General features: G+C 61.1%; 15 protein-coding genes. 8 read left to right on the top strand and 7 right to left on the bottom strand.

Going from position 1 to position 20,917, the window contains the following annotated elements; genetic code table 11:
* Positions 1-81 precede the first annotated feature (81 nt).
* Positions 82-4,197, bottom strand: a complete 4,116-nt coding sequence (locus PQU92_RS00310) for a DUF3971 domain-containing protein (RefSeq protein ID WP_272746223.1) — start codon at positions 4,195-4,197, stop codon at positions 82-84.
* Between the two features lie 147 nt (positions 4,198-4,344).
* Between PQU92_RS00310 and PQU92_RS00305 the strand changes: the two genes are divergently transcribed.
* The 4 genes from PQU92_RS00305 (at position 4,345) to PQU92_RS00290 (ending at position 7,821) form a co-directional block, all read left to right on the top strand.
* Positions 4,345-4,839 carry a peroxiredoxin gene (locus tag PQU92_RS00305; RefSeq protein ID WP_272746222.1) on the top strand — a complete coding sequence of 165 codons (495 nt, stop codon included), beginning with the start codon at positions 4,345-4,347 and terminating at the stop codon, positions 4,837-4,839.
* 225 nt (positions 4,840-5,064) lie between these two features.
* Complete coding sequence (locus tag PQU92_RS00300; protein WP_272746221.1) at positions 5,065-6,207, top strand: peptidoglycan DD-metalloendopeptidase family protein; 1,143 nt, start codon at positions 5,065-5,067, stop codon at positions 6,205-6,207.
* On the top strand, positions 6,191-6,766 hold the full coding sequence (locus PQU92_RS00295; protein ID WP_272746220.1) for a bactofilin family protein: 576 nt from the start codon (positions 6,191-6,193) through the stop codon (positions 6,764-6,766). Before PQU92_RS00300 ends, PQU92_RS00295 begins: the two co-directional genes overlap by 17 nt.
* 134 nt (positions 6,767-6,900) lie before the next feature.
* Complete coding sequence (locus PQU92_RS00290; RefSeq protein WP_272746218.1) at positions 6,901-7,821, top strand: YihY/virulence factor BrkB family protein; 921 nt, start codon at positions 6,901-6,903, stop codon at positions 7,819-7,821.
* 3 nt (positions 7,822-7,824) lie between these two features.
* On the opposite strand, the gene PQU92_RS00285 is transcribed toward PQU92_RS00290, so the two are convergent.
* The 4 genes from PQU92_RS00285 to PQU92_RS00270 form a co-directional block, all read right to left on the bottom strand.
* Positions 7,825-8,364, bottom strand: a complete 540-nt coding sequence (locus tag PQU92_RS00285) for an exonuclease domain-containing protein (RefSeq protein ID WP_272746216.1) — start codon at positions 8,362-8,364, stop codon at positions 7,825-7,827.
* 194 nt (positions 8,365-8,558) lie between these two features.
* Positions 8,559-9,681 (bottom strand): peptide chain release factor 2 gene (gene prfB / locus PQU92_RS00280; protein WP_272746214.1). Its coding sequence is split into 2 segments (ribosomal slippage): positions 8,559-9,611 and positions 9,613-9,681, totalling 1,122 coding nucleotides; the frame shifts between segments, so codons are not numbered across the junction.
* A gap of 75 nt (positions 9,682-9,756) precedes the next feature.
* The gene (locus PQU92_RS00275; RefSeq protein ID WP_272746727.1) at positions 9,757-12,159 is read right to left on the bottom strand and encodes a penicillin-binding protein 1A; all 2,403 of its coding nucleotides are present in this window, start codon (positions 12,157-12,159) and stop codon (positions 9,757-9,759) included.
* A 320-nt stretch (positions 12,160-12,479) separates the two neighbouring features.
* Positions 12,480-13,709, bottom strand: coding sequence for an N-acetylmuramoyl-L-alanine amidase family protein (locus tag PQU92_RS00270; protein WP_272746213.1), 1,230 nt, complete (start codon positions 13,707-13,709; stop codon positions 12,480-12,482).
* 622 nt (positions 13,710-14,331) lie between these two features.
* Between PQU92_RS00270 and PQU92_RS00265 the strand changes: the two genes are divergently transcribed.
* From PQU92_RS00265 to PQU92_RS00255, 3 genes are all read left to right on the top strand, one after another.
* Positions 14,332-17,046 (top strand): Rne/Rng family ribonuclease, encoded by a 2,715-nt coding sequence (locus PQU92_RS00265; RefSeq protein ID WP_272746212.1) that lies wholly within the window; start codon positions 14,332-14,334, stop codon positions 17,044-17,046.
* 124 nt (positions 17,047-17,170) lie between these two features.
* Complete coding sequence (locus PQU92_RS00260; protein ID WP_272746211.1) at positions 17,171-18,568, top strand: M48 family metalloprotease; 1,398 nt, start codon at positions 17,171-17,173, stop codon at positions 18,566-18,568.
* A 10-nt stretch (positions 18,569-18,578) separates the two neighbouring features.
* Positions 18,579-19,346, top strand: a complete 768-nt coding sequence (locus PQU92_RS00255) for a DsbA family protein (protein ID WP_272746210.1) — start codon at positions 18,579-18,581, stop codon at positions 19,344-19,346.
* Here the strand turns inward: PQU92_RS00255 and PQU92_RS00250 are convergent.
* On the bottom strand, positions 19,339-20,109 hold the full coding sequence (locus tag PQU92_RS00250) for a thiazole synthase (protein ID WP_272746209.1): 771 nt from the start codon (positions 20,107-20,109) through the stop codon (positions 19,339-19,341). The two genes, PQU92_RS00255 and PQU92_RS00250, sit on opposite strands and share 8 nt — an antisense overlap.
* Before the next feature lie 14 nt (positions 20,110-20,123).
* Positions 20,124-20,327, bottom strand: a complete 204-nt coding sequence (gene thiS, locus PQU92_RS00245) for a sulfur carrier protein ThiS (protein ID WP_272746207.1) — start codon at positions 20,325-20,327, stop codon at positions 20,124-20,126.
* Between the two features lie 91 nt (positions 20,328-20,418).
* Here thiS and aroQ point away from each other — a divergent pair, with 91 nt between their 5' ends.
* Positions 20,419-20,859 (top strand): type II 3-dehydroquinate dehydratase, encoded by a 441-nt coding sequence (aroQ, locus tag PQU92_RS00240; protein WP_272746206.1) that lies wholly within the window; start codon positions 20,419-20,421, stop codon positions 20,857-20,859.
* The last annotated feature ends 58 nt before the right edge of the window (positions 20,860-20,917 follow it).

Genomic DNA, 20,917 nt, shown 5'->3' with positions numbered 1-20,917 from the left:
GGAGCAAAATTAAAGGCCGGTGCATAAAGCACTGGCCTTTTTCTCTGCTCCAAGTGATGGGTGAAGGGGGCTTGCCCCCTTCTAATCTTTCTTCTTCTTTTCGCTCAACTCAATCGCTGGCAGCGGATCGACACGATCCTCGTCCAGCAGCCGCCGCAGGAAGCCCGGCAGGACCAGAGACAGCGGGTCGATCTGAGCCTGTGGCGTCTCAAAGCGGCCCTTCAGCTTGTATTTCAGCCCCAGCACGCCTTCGCCCGATTTCGACGTGATCACATCACCAACCAGCGGCACCCCGGCAAAGGCCGCATTGACGCCGTAGGCGGGGATGATCGTGCCCTGATAATCGAGCGATTGTCGTTCGAAATCCGACGAACCCCAGACATTGATCCGCAGGGCCTCGCCCTTGGCCCAGCCGTTGCGGACGAAGAGATATTTATTGCGGTAACGAATGGGGAACTCATAGTCCTTGAAGGTGATCCCGGCCCCCGACAGGGTGTCGGAAAGACCTTGCAGCGACGCCAGAGTCAGAACCTGACCGAGGGCCGGAATCTGGCTGACGCGGATGTTTTCGCCCTTGAGCGTCGCATCGACCTGACCGTCGCGGTATTTGCCTTCGACGACCGCTGTCCCACCCGTCAGGCGCTTGTCGCCGATGGCCGTGCGGACCAGATCGCCCATATTGTCGGCCTCGAAGGTGAACTCCGTATGGTCGTCTTCGGGGTCGAAATCGAGCGTCACCAGCGAGCCTTCGCCGGTCAGGGCCGAGCCCTCGCCCTTGATGCGATTGCGGCCGTCCCATTCGACGTTCAGTTCGACATCGCTAAATACGCCGGTGTCCGAGGCCCGCAACGCCGCGACATCGATCAGGACGCGCAGAGGCCGCTGCGGCAGGCCTTGCGGTTCGCGATAGGCCACAGGGGGTTCCGGCCCGTCGACCGGCACGACACCGCGATTGACGGTCACGGTCTTCGGCTTTGGCGGATTGAACCACGGACGGATATCCAGTTGCTTGCCCTTGACCGAGACGATCCGCGTCGACGGATGATCCAGTTCGTAGAATTTCAGCGACAGGTTGGCGAAGTCCTTAAGATAGATGCGTGAGAAATCCGCATAGTCGAACGTCCCGTCTTTCAGCATCGAAGCGCGGCCTTCGACGGCGATCCGGGCACCTTCGCCATGGATACGGGATATATTCATCCCGCCGGCCTCGCCGCGGTCATCGAAACTGAGCGCCAGCGTGGCCGCTTCGCCCACCGGCTTGACCCACTCGCTGCGCGCCAGTTGAAGCTGGGTCTGCGTCGCATCGAGGTTCAGCACGGCGGCTGAAATCTCGCCCGGCGCGATGGCATCGGGGGCGCGGTTTTCGGTCTGGAACAGGCTTAGGGTGAAGCCGATCTGCCCTTTCAGGTCCAGACTGTGGTTGAGATAGCCTAACCGCTTCAGAAACGGCTCATCGAGGTCGCCATAGATCTTCATCCACGGCGATCCTGAGGTAAAATCGACGCCTTCGGTATCGGGCAGGTCGAACGCCACCGGCTGCGTTCCCAGCAAGACCTCGCCCTTGATGCCCTGCGCATCCTGCTCCCACTTGGCCGATACGGGAATGGTCTGAGTCGGTGTGAACCAGCCGCGCGGCAGGCCCATGGCGTACATCTGCTCCGGCGTCAGGCTGGTCGTCAGGGTCCGCAGCGGCGGCTTGTCGCCCTCGTCGGTCCAGTCGAGTACGGAATCGATGTCATCCAGCCGGATACGGGCCTCACGCGACTGTGCATCCAGCCCGATATCGACGCTCAGTTTTCTAGCCTGATTGAAATAGGGCAAGGCCCCCATACCCAGCAACTGCGCCCGTTCGGGCGTGATCGTCGCCTTATAGACCAGGCGCGGGTGATCGCTGTCGATATAGCCGAGATCGCCGGAAAATCCCTCGGCCTCCAGATCGCCGGTCCAGATATCCCCTGCCCGGATCAGCCGGATCACAGTCGGGATTTCCGGCTTGAAGCGCGCAAAGATCGGCAGGCCCTGCCCCTTCATCCCCGCACTCAGGGTATTGCCGGTGAGGGTCACATGGGTCGGTCGCTCCTCGGTGCCGTCCCAGTTAACTGTGCCGTTGAAGATATCCGACTCGATCTCGCCCTTGCCGACATTGTTGAAAATTTCCATCTTGCCTTTGAGCGCCACGCGTTTCGTCGGCGAACCGCCGAACTGCCGCGCATTGAAGCTGCCGGTAAAATCGACATACTGCATTTTCGGCTCGAATTGGGTCGTATAGCCGATCTCCCCGGCATAGGGCCCAAGCTTTGCCGGGCCGCGCACCTCCAGATGGTCGGCCAGATAGTCGCCGGTCACGGTCAGGTCGCCCTCGGTAATATTCCAGCCCAGCGCCGCCTGTTTCAGCCCGGCATTGCGTATCCTGCCGGTAAAGCGCAGGTCGAGATTTTTCAGCGTCAGGGGGGCAAAGGTCGCAAATTTGATATCGAGCCGCGTTTCGGCCTCCCCCGACAACCGTTCGCGCGTCAGGCCCTCCTTACCGAGATTGCCCCCCGTGAGCGGGTCGATGGCTTCGATCAGTTGCGCCGCACCGGACAAGGCCGTCAGCCAGATATGGGTGTCGGTCTTGTCGGCCTTCTTGAAACTCGGTACCGAGACGCCGCCACCGGTGATCGGCACCTCGACCAGTTGACCGCCCTTGAGGAACAGGTCGAAACGGCTGCCGAGCAGCAAACCGTTGCCGTGCAGACCCGTCGCATCCTGAAGCTTGTCGTGGAAATTCAGCGCCATATCGCGGAAATCGAAGGTCAGGCGTAAATCTTCGTTTTCCAGCGCGTCGGATTTGAGGTGGCCCGGTGGGGCCTTGAGCACGAAATCGGCGTTGGAATAGACGCCGCCCTTGATGCGCCGGATGAGGTCGCTCCGCGTCACCGGCGTCATCTTTTCCGGCCAGAAGGCAAAGACCTGTTCCTTGGTGAAGACGCCCTTGACCTGCGCCGTCAGGTCGGCGCCCAATTGACCCTTTTCGTCGGTATAGACCTTGCCCTTCGTCGTCAGGGGCGACGATCCGCCCAGCAAGCCCTTGCCGGATTTAATGTCCAGCCGGCGATCGTCCGGTGTATAGGCACCGATGAAATGCACATCGGTCAGGGTCTGCGCCGGGAAGTCGTCCGCCAGTTGCCCGGTCACGCGCGGCCCGGTGAAATCGAATTCCACCGCCATTTTTTGCCCGGTTGCCTCGTCTTCGGGCGTAATGCGGACCTTGCCGAAAAGATCGGTATCGAGGAACCGCGACTTGAGACGGAAGCTCTTGAACTGCATCGTCTTGATCTTCGGCGCATAGTCGGCCTTGAGGCTCAGGGCATCGAAGCCCTGCTCGGCCTTGCCGAAGGCGTAGCTGCCCTGACCGGCGGCAATATCGGCAAAGGCGTTTTCAAGGCCGTTCTTAGCCGAATAGCTCAGGCTGCCGCGACCGTTCACGGCAGCGCGAAAATGCGACAGAGCGCGCGTCGCCCCGACCGACGGGAACACTTTCGATGGAATCAGGTCGCGGATCTGGGCGTTGAGCGACGCGGTCTTGAGATCGGTTTCGGCGTCGGCATGCGCGGTCAGGTAAGAAGTCTGCCCCTCACTGACGATGGCCACGCCGATATCGGTCTTGATCCGGGTCTTACGCTTGGAAAAATCGATATGGGCCACCTGCGCGCGCCATTTCAGATCGGTGCCGACCTGACGAAAGGCAATCGTGCCGTCTTTCAGCGAAAACTGCCGGGTGAAGCTGATCGGACGGCCCAGCTTTTCCGGTCCGGTCAGGTCGCGGAACGCCTTGTCGATGGCAAAGGCCGTCGGATCGCCCTTGGCGTCGTAGCCCAGCTCATACCGCCCGTTGGCCGATACCGACAAAGCGACGAAGAAATCCGCCGCCGTCAGACGCGCCGGCGCCAGATGCAGCCCCAGCAGACTGTCGATGGCCAGCGCCGCCTCCATTTCGCCCGCCGAGGCGATGACCCGCCCCTGCCCGTCCTGCAGCCGCATCTCCTCGAAACGCAGGCCCAGGGCGTTGGTATCGTGAAACCAGACGAGGTCGAGATGTCCCAGACTGGCCTTCGCGCCCGGCACCGTGCGCTCCAGGCGCTGAAGAATGAGGAATTTCAACCCGTCTATGCGGATCGGGGCCTGTGCCAGATTGATAAAAAAGCAGGCAACCATCAACAGGATCAGTCCCGTCAGACTGAGCCGCCAGTGTTGTCTTATCTTATCAATTAACCTATTCACGAAACCCGGAATGAGACGGCCATACTGTCGGACGATATTTTGGTATCTTCTCTTCCCATAAGCTTAACCGAAGGCATTGTCATGGCAAAAAAAACGACCCCGGCGACCGAATTCAAGCCCTATCCGGCACCGGACTTCGCCCTGCCGTCGGATGAAGGCAAGTCGTTGAGCCTCAAGGACTTAGCCGGCAAATGGGTCGTGCTGTTCCTCTACCCCACCGACAATACGCCGACCTGCACGCAGGAAGCGCTCGACTTTACCGCCGCCGCACCCGATTTCGCGGCGCTTGGGGCCACCGTCATCGGCCTGTCCAAGGACGATCTGAAAAGCCATGCCCGGTTCCGCGCCAAGCACAGCCTGACCATGCCGCTGCTGTCGGATGAAAGCACCACCACTATCGCCGCCTTTGGGTCGTGGGGCGAAAAAAGCCTGTACGGGCGGGCCTATATGGGCACCGATCGTTCGACCTTCCTCATCGATCCGCAGGGACAGGTGCGGGCCGAATGGCGCAAGGTGCGCCTCAAGGGCCACGTGCAGGCGGTGCTCGATACTCTACGCCTGATACAAAATACTTGACTTAGCCAATATAACCATAACCGCGTTACGCGGCATCGTTCTTGAAATGCAGCGCCCATATCACTCAAAATGGGACGGTCGGACGATGGAAATGATGCTCAACCTGTTGTTTTTTATGACCGCCCTTATTTTCGCTGCGCTGCACGCACCGGCGAATCGATTAGCGCTTGCCAAATCCGTTTTGGTTAAGTCATAATTAAGAAACTCCTTGGGGTAGGGTGTGTGATGCGTAAGAAAAGCTTTCAACGCGTTCGGGATGCACTGGAACAAACGTTTCCGGAGCGCCACCTGTTCATTCGTTCCGGCGGCGAAACACAAGGCTATATTCTCAGCACGGGCAAGCAGTTCGGTCTGGCCGTACTGGCCACCGTCGGCCTGACCTGGCTGGCCATGAGCACCGGCGCGGTCATCTTCATGGCCATTTCCAGCGGCAACGGCCCCGACAAGCAGATCATGATGATGAAGGCCCAGTCCGAGCGCTGGGTCGCCGACCGTCAGGCGCGTCTCGACGTCCTGATGCAGCAGAACGAGGCTTCGTCCGGCTCGCTGGAACAACTGGCGCAAACGGTGGAGAAACGCCACGGCGCCCTGGTGCAAATTCTGAAAGATTTCAAAGGCGTTCCGGGCGCAGCTACGGCGCTGGCACCGGGCCGCATCGACGAAACCCTGCCGCCGGTCGAACGCGTCTATGCCGTGCGCGCCGAGCAGGAGCGCATGGTCTCCAAGGCCGAAACCTTCGCCAAGTCGCGCGCCGAGCGTCTGCGTCTGGCCTTCCGTCTGGCCGGGCTCAACCCCGGCGCCTATGCGGGCGGCGGCACCGGCGGTCCGCTGCTGGAGTCCAAGGATTCCAAGGAACTGGCGGCGTTTCTCAATGTCGATCAGGGCTTTGCCGAACGCATCCGCAATGCGGCGCTGAACCTGTCGGACATGCGCGGCCTGGAACGCTCGGTCAAGGGGATGCCCTTCGCCCGCCCCACCTACGACACGCGCATGACGTCCGGCTTCGGCGTGCGCTTCGATCCGTTTACCCGCCGCCCCAAGAACCACTTTGGCCTTGATTTTGCAGGTCCGTTCCTGACCCCTATCCATGCCACGGCCCCCGGCATTGTTGCGTTCGCCGGTGTTCGAAATGGGTACGGGAACTGTGTCGAAATAGATCACGGTAACGGTTTCAAGACCCGTTACGCCCATATGCAGTCCTTCTCGGTGAAGCCCGGCCAGCGCGTCGGTGTCGGTCAGCGGGTCGGTGCCATGGGCTCTACGGGTCGCTCTACGGGGGTTCACCTTCATTACGAGGTGTGGATCAACGGTCGTCCTCAAAATCCCGCGCGCTTCGTAAAGGCTGGAGACTATGTTCAACAAAACTAGCAAACCCGTTCGTCATACGCCTGAGCCGCCGAAGGCCAATGTGCCGCCGCCGCTCGACATGTCGACGGTCAATATGAAAAAGCCTGGCGCGCCGGTGGCTCCGGTCGCGCCTGTTCCGGTGGCGGCGCGTGGCGCACCGTCGCTGCTGGCCGCACATCTCAATATCGATGGCAACATCACCGGCACCGCCGATTTGCAGATCGACGGCAATGTCCGTGGCAATGTCAAGGTCGCCCACCTGATCGTCGGTGAAGCCGGCAATATCGAAGGCGATGTCGAGGCCGAAACCGTCGAGGTTCGCGGCCGCGTTCTGGGCGCCATCAGCGGCAAGTCGGTGAAGCTTTTGTCCTCGGCCTATGTCGAAGGCGATATCAGCCACGAAGCGCTGTCGATCGATGTCGGCGCCTATTTCCAGGGCCGTTGCCTGCAAACCCGTCGCGTCGAAGCGCCGGTCATCGCCCCCGTCGTCGCGCCGGTCGCCAATACGTCGCACAGCTTCAGCAGCAGCGACACCGGCATGAACAGCTACGATCTGAACGCCCTCTCTGATCTGAAGTAATAAACGGGCGATGCCGGATTGAGGCGAGCGATATGCCAAAAAGTGTAAGCGGTTTTTGGCTATAATATCGCGACAAAGAAAAAAGCCGGGAAAGGTATTGACCTTTTCCGGCTTTTTGTTGGGTCATTACGATTATGACGACAGCCACCACCGACTCAGATACGCGCCCTCGCCCGCCCTTGACGGGAAAACTGCTGCTGCAAATGCTGATGGAAGCGTTTCAGGAGTGGAACGACGACAAGGCTCCGCGACTGGGGGCGGCGCTCGCCTTCTACAGCATCCTGTCCATCGGGCCTCTGCTGCTGATCGTGACGGGGGTCGCAGGACTGGCCTTCGGGCGCGATGCCGTCAACGGCTATCTGTTCGCCGAACTGCGCAATCTGGTCGGCGATGTCGGCGCGGCGGGCATTCAGGCAATCCTCGCCGGGGCCGCCAATCCGCAGCAGGGCATCATTGCCACCCTTATCGGGATTATCACGCTAGTCGTGTCGGCCACCGGCTTCTTCGCCCAGCTTCAGGACGCCATGAACGCGGTATGGAATGTCGAAAGCGACGTCAATGCCGACTGGAAATGGTTCGTCAAGAAACGCCTGCTGTCCTTCGCGCTCGTTGTCGGCATTGGCTTCCTGCTGCTCGTCTCGCTGGTCATATCGGCGGCGCTGGCGGCGCTCAGCGCATTTATGTCCAGCCTTCTGCCCGGCTTCTTCATGGGGGCCGTCAACTTCGTCATTTCGTTCGGCGTGGTCACCTTCCTGTTCGCCATGACGTTCAAGATCCTGCCCGACGTGCATATTGCGTGGCGCGATGTCTGGGTCGGCGCGGCGATCACCGCCGTCCTGTTTTCCATCGGCAAGCAGCTGATCGGGCTCTATCTGGGACAAAGCGCCCTGTCCTCGGCCTATGGCGCGGCGGGCTCACTGATCGTCGTTCTGGTGTGGATCTATTATTCGACGCAGATTTTCTTCTTCGGCGCGGAGTTCACCCAGGTCTATAGCCGCCACTTCGGCAAGCAGATCATGCCGCGCCGCAAACGCAAAGCAAAGCCGGAGATGTAGCCCTCAGCCGGTACGGGCAAGACCCGGCAGCTTCAATCCAAATCTGTCGGATATGGCGATCAAGGCTTCGGCATTGCCCATGGCGTCATCGAGCGGATCATGCGTGTGCTTCGTCTTACGCAACGCTTTCCAGCGTGAGGCCGCCGAAAAATCCTTTTCCAGTCCGGCATAAAGATCGCCGATCCGTCGCGCCGAATGACCGAACGGGTTTTCGCCGCAGAAGGCGTGGAAATAGTAATTTACCCACTGCCAGTCGAAAGCCGGATTATCGGATACGAAGATCGGACGCCCCACCGATGTCGTTTCGAGGAACTGACCGAAAACCCGCATTCCCTTTTCGGGGGCGGGATAAGCGAGATGCTGTTCGCGTGAGATATGGGATACCGCCAGAGCGCCCGGCACCCATTTTTCGGATATGGGCGCAAATTGCGCCTTGAACACCGTTTTCAATTCCCGGTCCAAGCGGACGCAGCCGAGCGAAATCATCGAAAACAGACCCGGACAAGGTCCGTCCGCTTCGACATCGATTATAAACAGACTCATGGTCAGGCCCCTCTATTCAAACCGCCACAGATTGACGGTCAAATGGCAATATTCGGGGGCCGAAGGCGGGCGGTAAGCGTTCACGCCTTTGACGAACGGCCTATGCGCCGGTAACGCCGGATTGTCAATCCGACACCGCCCGAACGGGCAGTGCCTTATGAAAAACCGGAGGCTAATGACCTCCGGTTTTTCTTTTAACCTTCCACCGCGTCGCGCGTCGCGCCGACCCGCTGGGCCAGGGACGCCGCCATGAACGGGTCGAGATCGCCGTCCAGAACCCCCTGACTGTCCGAGGTTTCCACGTCCGTGCGCAGGTCCTTGACCATCTGATAGGGTTGCAGGACGTAGGAGCGGATCTGATGCCCCCAGCCGATATCGGTCTTTTGGTCTTCGAGCGCCTGTTGCGCGGCTTCGCGTTTTTGCAGTTCGACCTCATACAGACGCGCGCGCAGCATCTTCCAGGCTTCGTCGCGGTTGGCGTGCTGAGACCGCCCGGCCTGACAGGCCACGGCAATACCGGTCGGGATGTGCGTCAGGCGCACCGCCGAGTCAGTCTTGTTGATGTGTTGACCGCCCGCGCCCGACGCACGATAGGTGTCGGTGCGCACGTCGGCGGGGTTGATTTCGATGACAATGGTGTCGTCGACGACCGGATAGACCCACACCGAGGCGAACGAGGTATGGCGGCGAGCGCTGGAATCGAACGGCGAGATGCGCACCAGACGGTGAACCCCGGCCTCGGTCTTCAGCCAGCCATAGGCGTTCGGGCCCTTGATGGTCAGGGTCGCCGACTTGATGCCCGCCTGTTCGCCCGGCGTTTCTTCCTCAAGCGACACCGTCATGCCGTGCTGGGTCGCCCAGCGCGTATACATGCGCAGCAGGATACCGGCCCAGTCGCACGACTCGGTACCGCCCGCGCCGGAATTGATTTCCAGATAGGCGTCGTTGCCGTCGGCTTCGCCGGACAACAGGGCTTCAAGCTCGGCGCGCGCCCCGCGCTCCTTGAGGCCTTTCAGCAGGGCCCTCGCCTCTTCGAGCAGGTCTTCGTCGCCTTCCATGTCGGCCAGTTCGGCGTAGTCGAGCGCGTCTTTCAGTTCCCGAGTCAGGGAATTGACAGCCTCGACGCCATTGGCCAGCTTGGTGCGTTCGCGCATCACGGCCTGCGCTTCTTCGGGCTTGTCCCACAGCGTCGGGTCCTCGACCCGCGCGTTCAGTTCGTCGAGACGTCTAAGCGCGACATCCCAGTCAAAGACGCCTCCTGAGCAATCCGATGGATTGCTCGATGTCTCGGGCCGAAGCCTCAACATCCAGTCGCATAATCATGTCCTTGCGGTAAAAACAGTAGCCGAGCGGGATAGACCCGCCACATAGGCTTGGCAAATAAAATCGGGATTAATAGAGAACTTCTTCCTCGATCTCGTCGACGTACTTTTTCTTTTTCGGCTGTTCCGTCGGCTGCTTTTGTACGGGCACTTCGTCGGCCGGTTGCCCGGTCAGGCCGTCGCGCCACACCTCATTATAGGGCTTGGGCCCGTCGACCTCGCCCGGGACGCGCTCGACCGGCTTGGGCTCGGTGCCCGGACGGAAGGCCTCTTCGTGGCCGCGGATCGAGACGAAGACGGCGTCCTTCGGCTTGCGGAACTCCTTGACCGGCTTGTTCTTGTTAGCGCTCATCATGAAATCGACGAAGATCGGCAGGGCCGACGAACCACCGGTTTCGGAATCCCCCAGCGAACGGTTGTCGTCGTAGCCGACGAAGACACCGACCACCAGATCGGGCGTGAAGCCCACGAACCAGGCGCTGCGATATTCGTTGGTCGTACCGGTCTTGCCGCCGACAGGGCGGCCCAGAACCTGCGCCTTGACCGCCGTACCGCGCTGAACGACACCCTGAAGATAAGAGTTGATCTGATAGGCGACGATCGGGTCCATCACCGGCTGACCGTCCGGCGTCAGACGCGGCGATTCGGTGCCGTCGAAGGCGCGCTTGCAGGCATTGGGGCAGTTGCGCTGATCGGCGCGGTAGATGACCTTGCCCTGATAGTCCTGCACCATCTCGATCAGGTGCGGCTTGATGCGGCGGCCGCCATTGACGAAGGCCGAATAGGCGGCGGTCAGCTGATAGGGCGTGGTTTCGGTCGAACCGAGCGCGTTGGACAGATAGGGCTCCATCTTGTCCACCGCGCCGTATTGCACGACCTTGGCGGCCACCGTCTTCATGCCAACCTTGTCCGCCAGACGCACGGTCATGGCGTTACGCGACAGCTCCAGCCCTTTGCGCAGGGTCTGCGGCCCGTAATAGGTGCGCGAATAGTTCTTCGGCGACCACGATTCGCCATTGGCGCCGCGGAAGGTGATCGGGCTGTCCATGACGATCGAGGCCGGGGTGAAATCGGCCTCCAGCGCCGTGGCGTAGATGAACGGCTTGATCGCCGAGCCCGGCTGGCGCTTTGCCTGGGTGGCGCGGTTGAATTTCGACAGCGAATAGGAATAGCCGCCGACCATGGCCACCACGCGCCCGGTCCACGGATCGACCGCCACCAGCGCGCCATTGACCGCCGGCACCTGATGCAGGTGGTAAGTTCCGGTCGCGTCGCGCGACACATAGACCAGATCCCCGGCTTTCAGATTGCCCGCCGTCCAGGCGACATCGGCGCCGCGAATCTGACCACGGTTTTCATTGGTCGTGCTTTCGGCCAGACGAATGGCACCCGAGGCGCGCTCGACGATGGCGATCTGCCAGTCGGGGCGCTCGAACGGCGCGCGCTTGCGTTCGGGCAGGTGATTTTCCGCCTGCACGGCGTCATCCTGCCAGCCTTCGGTCAGGGGGATATTGCCCCACGCCCCGCGCCAGCCGTGACGGCGGTCGTAAAGTTCAAGCCCGTCCATCAGGGCGATGCGCGCGGCGGTCTGCAGCTTGGGGTCCAGCGTCGTCTTGAGATAATAGCCGGACGAATAGATGTCGTCGCCGAACAGGTTCTTGGCGCGGCTTTCGACCTCGGCCACGAAGAAGTCGGCGTCGCGGTACTTGGCGCGCTGCGGCGCGGCCTGCACGACAAGGTCTTCCTTCATGGCGGCCTCGGCCTCGGCGGGGGTGACCCAGCCGACCTTGGCCATTTCACCCAGAATCCAGTTCCGGCGCTCGATGGCGCGTTCCTTGTAACGGGTCGGATGGTACTGGTTCGGGCCCTTGGGCAGGGCCGCCAGATAGGCCATTTCAGCGAGGGTCAGCTGATCGACCGACTTGCCGAAATAGTTATAGGCCGCCGTGCCGATGCCGTTCGAACGATAGCCAAGATAGATATCGTTCAGATACAGTTCGAGAATCTGTTCCTTACTCAGCGAGGTTTCCAGCCGCCGGGCCAGAATGAATTCCTTGAGCTTGCGCCCCAGGGTCCGCTCATTGGTCAGCAGGACGTTTTTCGCCACCTGTTGCGTAATGGTCGAACCGCCTTCGAGGCGGCGACCCTGCACGAAATTGACGACGTTCTTCATCATGGCCCGCGACAGGCCGCCGACATCGACGCCGGAATGGTTGAAGAAGTTGCGATCTTCGGCGGCGAGGAAGGCCTTGCCCAGACGGTCGGGGATGCGGTTATAGGGGATGAAGACGCGGCGTTCCTTGGCGAATTCGCCGATCAGGGTGCCATCCCACGCGAAGACCCGGGTCGAGGTCGGCGGACGATAGTCCACGATCTCATTGCCGTCGGGCAGGTCGTGGAACAGCCACGCGGCATAGATGGCGATGGCAAAGCCCGCGATCGCCACGGCGGTCATCATGACCACGCCCGCCATAGCAAACCAACGCTCCGTGGACTTCACCCAACACCTCCGTCACTAGAGCAGAATGACATTAAATAGAATCGTCATTCCGCTCTAAATTTTTGTTTTGTCGCGATATTGTCGTCGAAAACCGCTTACACTTTTCGACATATCGCTCTGGCGCATACACATCGCCAGCCTGTAATTCATTCCTGTTTATCAAACGCAAAGCGGCCCGCAAAGCCCTCCTTACCGTATTAAATCAAATTGCGACTTATCGGAGACGTCACACAATAAGAAGCCCCACCGCGAACGGCAGGGCTTTTATAAAATCAAAGACTTGGCGTTTGCGCCTAAGGCATCATCGCAAACGAGGCATAGCGGACGTCATTGGCGAAATACTGATCGATCGCCTTGACCACCTGCCCCATCATGCGGCCGCGCTGACCCGAATCATTGAGCAGGCGCTCGTCTTCGGCATTGGTGATGAAACCCATCTCCAGCAGCACGGCGGGGACGTCGGCAGCCAGCAGAACCACGAACCCGGCCTGACGGTGGCTCGATTTCAGCAGCGGCGTCGTGCCATCAAGATTGTCGAGCATCAGTTCGGCAAAGGTGGCCGAGCGGTTCTTGGTGGCGCGCTGGGTCAGATCGACCAGAATCCGGCCGACGATCTTGTCCGGCGACTGCACCGCCAGCGACCAGTCGCCACGGTTCATGGCGTTTTTCGCCGCGCGCTCGGTGCCGGAATCCGACAGGGTATAGATCGAGGCGCCGCGGACATTGGCGTCGGGACCGGAGTCCGAATGCAGCGAGATGAACAGGTCGGCATTGGCGCTGCGGGCGATCCGGACGCGGGCGACCTTGTCAACATAGGCATCGGTATCGCGCGTCATGATGACCTTATAGCGACCCGTGGCTTCAAGTTTCGTCTTCAGCGCCCTGGCGGCGGCCAGATTGACGTCCTTTTCCCACGAATTGGCGCCCTTGGCCCCCGGGTCGTGGCCGCCGTGACCGGCATCGATGACGATGACCTTCTTGGTGCGGCGCGGTTGCTCGGCGACCAGTTCGGTGCGGGCAGGCGCCAAAGGCGGGACCGCCTTTTCGATCGGCTGAGGCTTGACGGTCGTGTTCTGCGGCGCGACCGATACGACATCGACGACGTAGCGATAGGTGCTGATGCCATCCGAGGGCGGCAGCAGGAAGCGCTTCGCCACCTTCGCATCGCCGTTGAAATCGAGGCGCAGGCGGGTCATGCCGGCGGTGGTGTCGAGCTTCCAGCTGCGGATGAGGCCCTGCCCCTGCCCGCTCAGGGCGTCATTGACACTGACGCCGCTGAGGCCCAGAACGGCCTTGTCGTAGTCGGTATCGCGGCTGAGGAGTTCGCCCCTGACCGACGAACCGAGATCGATGACGAGACGGGTCTGGCTTTGGGTTCCGCCAAGGCGTACCTTGACGACATCACCCTTATTGGCAGCTTCAACGGGGGTAATATCGGTTGCGCCGACAAGAATGAAACCGGCCAGAAGAGAGGCCAGCACAATCTTACCATCGCCGACAAAACGCCATACACGTCGGATCATTCAGTAGCTCCACCACACGGCGCGGGTTCCGTTCTGGACAGTGCGCCCTATAATTTCTTTTATGTCCCCAGTGATACACGACGCGGGTAGCTATACCGTTAACAGACAAAAATAATTGACATCTTTTCTTTTGCGCGGTGATGTTGCATATTCGACGCGCTCTTCGGAGGTCAGGCAAAAAGCAATGTCTTGCTTGCCGGTTTTCGAAGGCGTTTCCGGCGCTTTGCCCGTGGCGTGTCAACGCTGCCCGCAGTCACAAGCACCGATCCCGAACAGATTTCAGGGCCGCGTTGATTTCCACCTGATGGGAAACATACCGACCTTGCAGCGGCGAAACGGTCCCCCCAGGTATAGGACCGTGAGCCATTCGATAAAAGATTTCACCGGCCCGTCCCCGCTCCGTTGGGGCAGGATGCGCCGGCAAAGCGTTTAAGGTTTAAACTACACCCTATGGGCTGTGCCGCTCTTGATATGCCCCGCAATTTTGCAGCCCCGCGCGAATCACGCGGCGGTCGGGCCGTAAGCGCACGCCTTTCACCCTTACAGCAACGTCCTCTCACCCCGCCCGGAAAGCCACGGCTTTTGCGGTTGCGACGGCCTGGGCGTTGCGGAGACTGCGTTAATGTCCAAGACAATGTTAATCGACGCGACCCACACGGAAGAAACCCGTGTCGTCGTGCTCAACGGCTCAAAGGTTGAGGAATTCGACTTTGAAAGCCACGCCCGGAAACAGCTTCGGGGCAATATCTATCTCGCCAAGGTCACCCGCGTAGAACCCAGCCTTCAGGCCGCCTTCGTCGAATACGGCGGCAACCGGCATGGCTTTCTGGCGTTCAACGAAATCCATCCCGACTATTACCAGATCCCGGTCGCCGACCGCGAGAAGCTGATGGCCGAACTGGCGGCGCAAGCGGCCGCCAATAACGGCGACAGCGAGGACGACGAAGCGCACGAAGACGACGGCGACGACCTGCCGGACGAGGAGCGCCGCCTGCGCGCCCACCTGATCAAGCGCTACAAGATTCAGGAAGTCATCAAGCGCCGCCAGATTCTGCTGGTTCAGGTCGTCAAGGAAGAGCGCGGCAACAAGGGTGCGGCCCTGACCACCTATCTGTCGCTGGCCGGGCGCTACTGCGTCCTGATGCCGAACACGGCGCGCGGCGGCGGCATCAGCCGCAAGATCACCAATGGCGCCGATCGCAAGCGCCTCAAGGCCGTGGCACAAAGCCTCGACGTGCCGCAGGGCATGGGCCTGATCGTGCGCACGGCGGGCGCCAAGCGCACCAAGAACGAGATCAAGCGCGACTATGATTATCTGCTGCGCGTGTGGGAAAATATCCGCGAAACGACGCTGAAATCGAACGCTCCGGCGCTGATCTACGAAGAAGAAGACCTCGTCAAGCGCGCCATCCGCGACCTGTTCGACAAGGATTTCGACGGGGTGACGGTTGAAGGGGTCGAGGGCTATCGCTCGGCCAAGGACTTCATGCGCATGATTATGCCGTCCCAGGCCAAGAAGATTCAGCTTTACAACGGCGGCATGCCGCTGTTCGCGCGCCACGGGATCGACGATATCCTGAACAAGATCTATTCCCCGGTCGTACCGCTCCGTTCGGGCGGTTATCTGGTCATCAACCAGACCGAGGCCCTGGTCGCCATCGACGTCAACTCCGGCAAGTCGACCAAGGAACGCAATATCGAGGCGACCGCCCTCAAGACGAACCTCGAAGCCGCCGAAGAAGCCGCGCGCCAGATGCGTCTGCGCGATCTGGCGGGCCTTGTGGTCATCGACTTCATCGACATGGATGAAGGCAAGAACAACCGCGCCGTCGAAAAGAAGCTGAAAGACGCCCTGAGCGAAGATCGCGCTCGCATCCAGATGGGCAAGATTTCCGGCTTCGGCCTGATGGAAATCAGCCGTCAGCGCCGCCGCACCGGCTTCTTGGAGGGCACGACCACGGTCTGCCCGCACTGCGAAGGTCAGGGCCGCGTCCGTTCGGTCGATTCCTCGGCCCTGTCGGCGCTGCGCGCGGTCGATCTCGAAGCCATGACGAATGGCGCCGGAGCGATCACCATCAAGCTGCCACAGGCCGTGGCGCTGTACATTCTCAATGAAAAGCAGGGCCATCTGGCCAAGCTGCGCACGGAATGGGGCCTCAAGGTCAATGTCGAGATCGACGCCGACTTCACCCACGCCGAGTTTGAAATCACCCGCACGGTCCACGCCGACGAGGTCGAGTTCACACCGCCGCCGCGTCCGGAACCGATCGATCTGGGCCCCGATCCCGAATACGACGAAGCCGAGGACGAGGACGACGACGTCATCGTCTCCGACGCCGAAGACATCGAACGCGAAGACAGCGACGACGATTCCGCCACCGAGCGCACCGAACGTGACTCGGGCGACCGTGAGAATGAACGCGAAGACAGGCGTGGCCGCCGCCGTCGCCGCCGTCGGGGCGGTCGTCCGGACAGCGATGCCCGCAACGAGTCCGAAGACGCCGAACCGGTGGCCGCCGAAGGCGAAACCGCCGAGAGCGACGACGAAAGCGAAGAGAATGGCGACCGCAATGGCCGTCGTCGTCGTCGCGGTCGCCGCGGCGGTCGTCGCGCCGGTTTCGAAGCCAAGCCGCGCGAGCCCTATTCGTGGGTCCGCGCCCGTACGCCGTCGCTGGAAGAACCCTATGTATGGATCGATCCGTTCGATGAAAGCCAGGGCAAGCGTGCCCCGGCCCCGGGCGAAACCCCGGACGGCTTCACGATAATCGAACTGCCGACGGAGACCGTCGAAGCCACCGCCGAGACCGTCACCGAAGCCGCTTCGGTGCTGGGGGCCGCCACTCAGGCCCCGACCTCGCTGGTGCCTGACGAACTCCAGTCTCAGCCCGCACCGAAGGGCAAGCGCCCGCCGCGCCGTCGCAAGACCGCCGAAGCGGCCCCTGACGTCGTCGCCGAAACGGTCGAAGCGCCGGTCGAGGCCGTGAGCGAACCGGTCGCAGAGGTGGCCGTGGAAGCCCCTGTCGAGGCGGCTCCGGTCGAAGAGGTAAAGCCCGTCCGCAAGACGCGCTCGCGCAAGAAGAAGGTCGACGAACCGGTCGTCGAGGTCGAAACGACGACTGTGGAAGCGCCGGTTGACGCCGCCATTAAGGCCCCTGAACCCCCGGTCGCCGAAGTCGTTGAGACGGCGGTGCCTGAGGTCATCGAACCGGTCGCGCCTGAGCCTGACCCCATCCCGCTGACGGGCAGCTTCGAACCGGAAACAGTTGCCGTCGAGGCCGATCCGACCGAGATCGTTGCACCGCCGGAGAAGCCGAAACGCGGCTGGTGGCGCCGGTAGGCGATATCGTTGACATCAAACCCGCAGGGATCGTTCCCTGCGGGTTTTTCTTTGTTGTCGGAAAGCCTTAGATTTGTCACTCTTGGCCACCATAAAAACGGCACGAAAGCTAAAAGGCAGCGGCATGGACTGGAAAACGCAGGCACAATCGTGGATGAAGCCCGTCGTGGCGGCGTCGATGATGGCGCTGGCGACCATCGGGCTGGCGCCAAAGGCCAATGCTCAGGCAATCATCCGCGACACCGAGATCGAGCTGTTCCTCAAGAAGGAATCGCGCGTCATCCTCGAAGCCTCGGGCCTCGATCCCGATCACGTGCATTTCCTGCTTATTGCCGATCAGTCGATCAACGCCTTCGCCACCTCGCGCCAGATCATCGGCCTGAACACCGGCATGATCGGCGAAGCGGACACACCCAACGAACTCTTCGGCGTCATCGCGCACGAAGCCGGGCACCAAAGCGCGGGACACACCGTGCGGTCCGACGAAATCTATCAGGCGGCCAAGGCACCGGCGATCATTTCCATGGGGCTGGGCGTCATCGCCATTCTGGCCGGGGCTGGTGATGCGGGTATCGGCCTGATGGCCTCGTCCTCAACATTCGGTACGCTGGGGGCCTTGCGCTATATGCAAACGCAGGAGGCCGCCGCCGATCTGGCCGGGGTCAAGGCGCTGGAGCGCGCGGGCATGTCGGGCAAGGGCATGGTCGAGTTTTTCGACAAGCTGCGCAACTACGAGACCTTCTCCAACGCCGAGCGGTATCAGTATTTCCGCACCCATCCCCTGTCGCGCGATCGCGTCGCCGTCCTGCGCAAGGTCGCCGCCGCCCAGCCACACTATAATGCCGAAGACCCGCCCGAAGTCGTCGCCCAGTTCAATATCGTCAAGGCCAAGCTCTCGGGCTTCCTCGACCCGCCGATGAAGGTGTTCCAGCGCTATCCGGAAAGCGACACCTCCTATCCGGCGCGCTATGCCCGCGTCATCGCGTGGTACAAGGAGACCGAGGTCAAGAAGGCGATGACCGAACTGGACCGGATGATCGCCGACAACCCCGACAATCCCTATTTATGGGAATTGAAAGGCCAGATCTATTTCGAAACCGGTCAGGCGGCTTTGGCCATTCCGGCGCACGAAAAATCCGTCGCCCTCATGCCCGAAGCCCCTCTGCTGCAGGTCAATCTGGGGCAGGCTCTGGTGGCCATGGGCGACGAGACCAACCTGCGCAAAGGCGTCGATCATCTCAAGCTGTCGCTGAAATACGAACCCGACAACAGCTTTGCCTGGAACCTGCTGGCTCAGGCCTATGACGGCTTGAAAATGCCCGGCGAAGCGCGACTGGCTTCGGCCGAGGAACAGTTCTACAACGGCAATATGGAACAAGCGCGCACCTTCGCCGTCTGGTCGCAGAAGAACCTGCCTCAGGACTCCATCGAATACCGCCGCGCCCGCGACATCGTCCTGATCAGCTCGTCGCTGATGGGCATCGATCCGGTCGAAAATGAAACGCGCACCAAGCGCCGCTAAATGAGTCATTATGTCTGATACTGAACCGACCACCCCGCCCGCGAAATCCGAACCGCTGCTGAGCAAGTCGAACCTGACTCTGGCTCTGGCGACCGGGGCTTTCGTACTGGCGCTGGCCCCCTATGTCCTGCCCAATATTCAGGGTCTGATCGTGCGCGGCGGCATCCTGTCGCGACCCGAAGCCCTGATGGAGGGCAGCCGCGCCCTGCAGGCCAAGCAGGATGCCGAACTGCGGCAATCGGTCGAGACCGCGATCAAGGCCAATGAAGGCGCGCTGATCGCCGTCGACGATCCTGTACTGGGCAATCCGAAAGCGGCGATCACCATCGTCGAGTTTCAGGATTATCTGTGCGGCTACTGCAAGGCTGCCGCGCCGCAGATCGAGGCCTTTCTCAAGGAAAACCCCGACGTCCGCGTGGTGGTGAAGGAGTATCCGGTCATCCGTCCGGATCAGTCGCGCTTTCTGGCCGGTCTGGCTCTGGCGGCGCGCGATACCGGCCACTATGAGGCCGTACACCACGCGCTCTATGCCGGCGATCTCAAGACCGACGCCGATGTCGATCAGGTCCTGACGGCGGCGGGCGTCAACCCGGCGGACATTCGCGCCAAAGCTCAGACCCCTGCCGTTCAGGCCAAGATCGACGAGACCCTGAAACTGGGTCAGAGTCTTGGTATTCAGGCGACGCCGAACTTCATCATTGGCGGGGTGCTGGTCAACGGCGCCGACCTGAATCAGGTCAAGACTCTGGTCGCCGCCGAACGTACGAAACTTAAATAAGCCCCGCGAGCGGCGAGGACGGATCGGCATAGAGCTTCTTCGGCATCCGTCCCGCCAGATAGGCTTCGCGACCGGCGATGACGGCATGCTTCATGGCCACCGCCATGCGCACCGGGTCTTTCGCTTCGGCGATGGCGCTGTTCATCAGGATCGCGTCGCAGCCCAGTTCCATACCCGCCGCCGCGTCCGAGGCCGTGCCGACGCCCGCATCGACCAGCACCGGCACCTTGGCGTTTTCGATGATGATGCGCAGCGTCACCTTGTTCTGGATGCCGAGGCCCGATCCGATCGGCGCGCCCAGCGGCATGATGGCGCAGGCCCCCGCCTCTTCCAGCTTCTTGGCATAAACCGGGTCATCCGAACAATAGACCATGACGTCGAAGCCGTCCTTGACCAGCAGTTTCAGCGACCGCAGCGTCTCTTCCATGTCGGGATAGAGCGTCTTGGGGTCCGACAGCACCTCCAGCTTGACGAGGTTCCAGCCGCCCGCCTCGCGCGCCAGACGCAGGGTCCGCACGGCGTCTTCGCCGGTAAAGCAGCCCGCCGTATTGGGCAGGTAGGTGAATTCGTCCTGCTTTACATAGTCCATCAGCATCGGCTGGTTCGGGTCGGTCAGGTTGACGCGGCGCACGGCCACGGTGACGATTTCCGCGCCCGACGCCCGCGCCGCGGCGGCGTTCTGTTCGTAGTCCTTGTACTTGCCCGTGCCGACGATCAGGCGGGAATTGAAGGTGCGTCCGGCAACGGTCCAACTATCAGTCATAATATTCACTCTTCTCAGTTTCCCCCGCCGACGAAATGGACGATCTCCAGACGATCGCCGTCCTCAAGCGGGGTGTTCAGATAGGCCGATTTCGGCACGATTTCGAGGTTGCGTTCGACGGCAACCTTGCGCGGATCGATTCCCAGACCTTCGACAAGGGCCAGCACATTGGCCGCCGCGACGTCGGATTCGGTGCCATTCAACAGGATTTTGGTCATTTTTCGGTCATTTCAGAGCGCGTCAGTCCGCTTTTTCTTGTGAGCCGCCGCAACAGGCGATACAAGACCGCATCCACTGGATAAGGCCTGCATGTCGAAACCCATATATGTCCTTAACGGCCCCAACCTCAACCTTCTTGGGGTGCGGGAACCGGAAATTTATGGATATACCCGCCTTGAAGACATCAAGGCGACGTGCGAGGCGCTGGCCCAGGTCAAAAACGTTGCCGTCGTCTTTCGCCAGACGAATCACGAAGGCGAACTGATCGACTGGGTGCAGGAGGCGCGCGAAGCGGCCTCGGTGCTGATCATCAATCCGGCCGGTTACGGGCATACTTCGGTGGCGTTGCTCGACGCCCTGAAAGCCCTTAAGCAGCCGATCATCGAATGCCATCTGTCGAACCCGCACGCCCGCGAACCGTTCCGCCATCACTCCTACGTGTCTCTGGCGGCCAAGGCGGTTATTGCCGGTATGGGGGCGATTGGTTATGAACTGGCTATTGACGCGGCCCTGCGCCTCATAGAGCAATAGTCCCAAGCGCATTCCGAAAAGTGTGAAGCGGTTTTCGGAATCAAATGCGCGTCGAAAC

Source organism: Asticcacaulis aquaticus, assembly GCF_028550415.1.
Classification (GTDB): Bacteria; Pseudomonadota; Alphaproteobacteria; order Caulobacterales; family Caulobacteraceae; genus Asticcacaulis; species Asticcacaulis aquaticus.
This window is presented reverse-complemented; position numbering and strand designations above follow the sequence as displayed.

Coding starts and splice junctions, on each gene's coding strand:
- PQU92_RS00295 (WP_272746220.1), top strand. CDS start 6,191: ATGTTCAACAAAACTAGCAAACCCGTTCGTCATACGCCTGAGCCGCCG.
- PQU92_RS00255 (WP_272746210.1), top strand. CDS start 18,579: ATGTCTGATACTGAACCGACCACCCCGCCCGCGAAATCCGAACCGCTG.
- PQU92_RS00300 (WP_272746221.1), top strand. CDS start 5,065: ATGCGTAAGAAAAGCTTTCAACGCGTTCGGGATGCACTGGAACAAACG.
- PQU92_RS00285 (WP_272746216.1), bottom strand. CDS start 8,364: ATGAGTCTGTTTATAATCGATGTCGAAGCGGACGGACCTTGTCCGGGT.
- PQU92_RS00275 (WP_272746727.1), bottom strand. CDS start 12,159: ATGGCGGGCGTGGTCATGATGACCGCCGTGGCGATCGCGGGCTTTGCC.
- PQU92_RS00305 (WP_272746222.1), top strand. CDS start 4,345: ATGGCAAAAAAAACGACCCCGGCGACCGAATTCAAGCCCTATCCGGCA.
- PQU92_RS00310 (WP_272746223.1), bottom strand. CDS start 4,197: ATGGTTGCCTGCTTTTTTATCAATCTGGCACAGGCCCCGATCCGCATA.
- aroQ (WP_272746206.1), top strand. CDS start 20,419: ATGTCGAAACCCATATATGTCCTTAACGGCCCCAACCTCAACCTTCTT.
- PQU92_RS00290 (WP_272746218.1), top strand. CDS start 6,901: ATGACGACAGCCACCACCGACTCAGATACGCGCCCTCGCCCGCCCTTG.
- PQU92_RS00260 (WP_272746211.1), top strand. CDS start 17,171: ATGGACTGGAAAACGCAGGCACAATCGTGGATGAAGCCCGTCGTGGCG.
- PQU92_RS00270 (WP_272746213.1), bottom strand. CDS start 13,709: ATGATCCGACGTGTATGGCGTTTTGTCGGCGATGGTAAGATTGTGCTG.
- PQU92_RS00250 (WP_272746209.1), bottom strand. CDS start 20,109: ATGACTGATAGTTGGACCGTTGCCGGACGCACCTTCAATTCCCGCCTG.
- thiS (WP_272746207.1), bottom strand. CDS start 20,327: ATGACCAAAATCCTGTTGAATGGCACCGAATCCGACGTCGCGGCGGCC.
- PQU92_RS00265 (WP_272746212.1), top strand. CDS start 14,332: ATGTCCAAGACAATGTTAATCGACGCGACCCACACGGAAGAAACCCGT.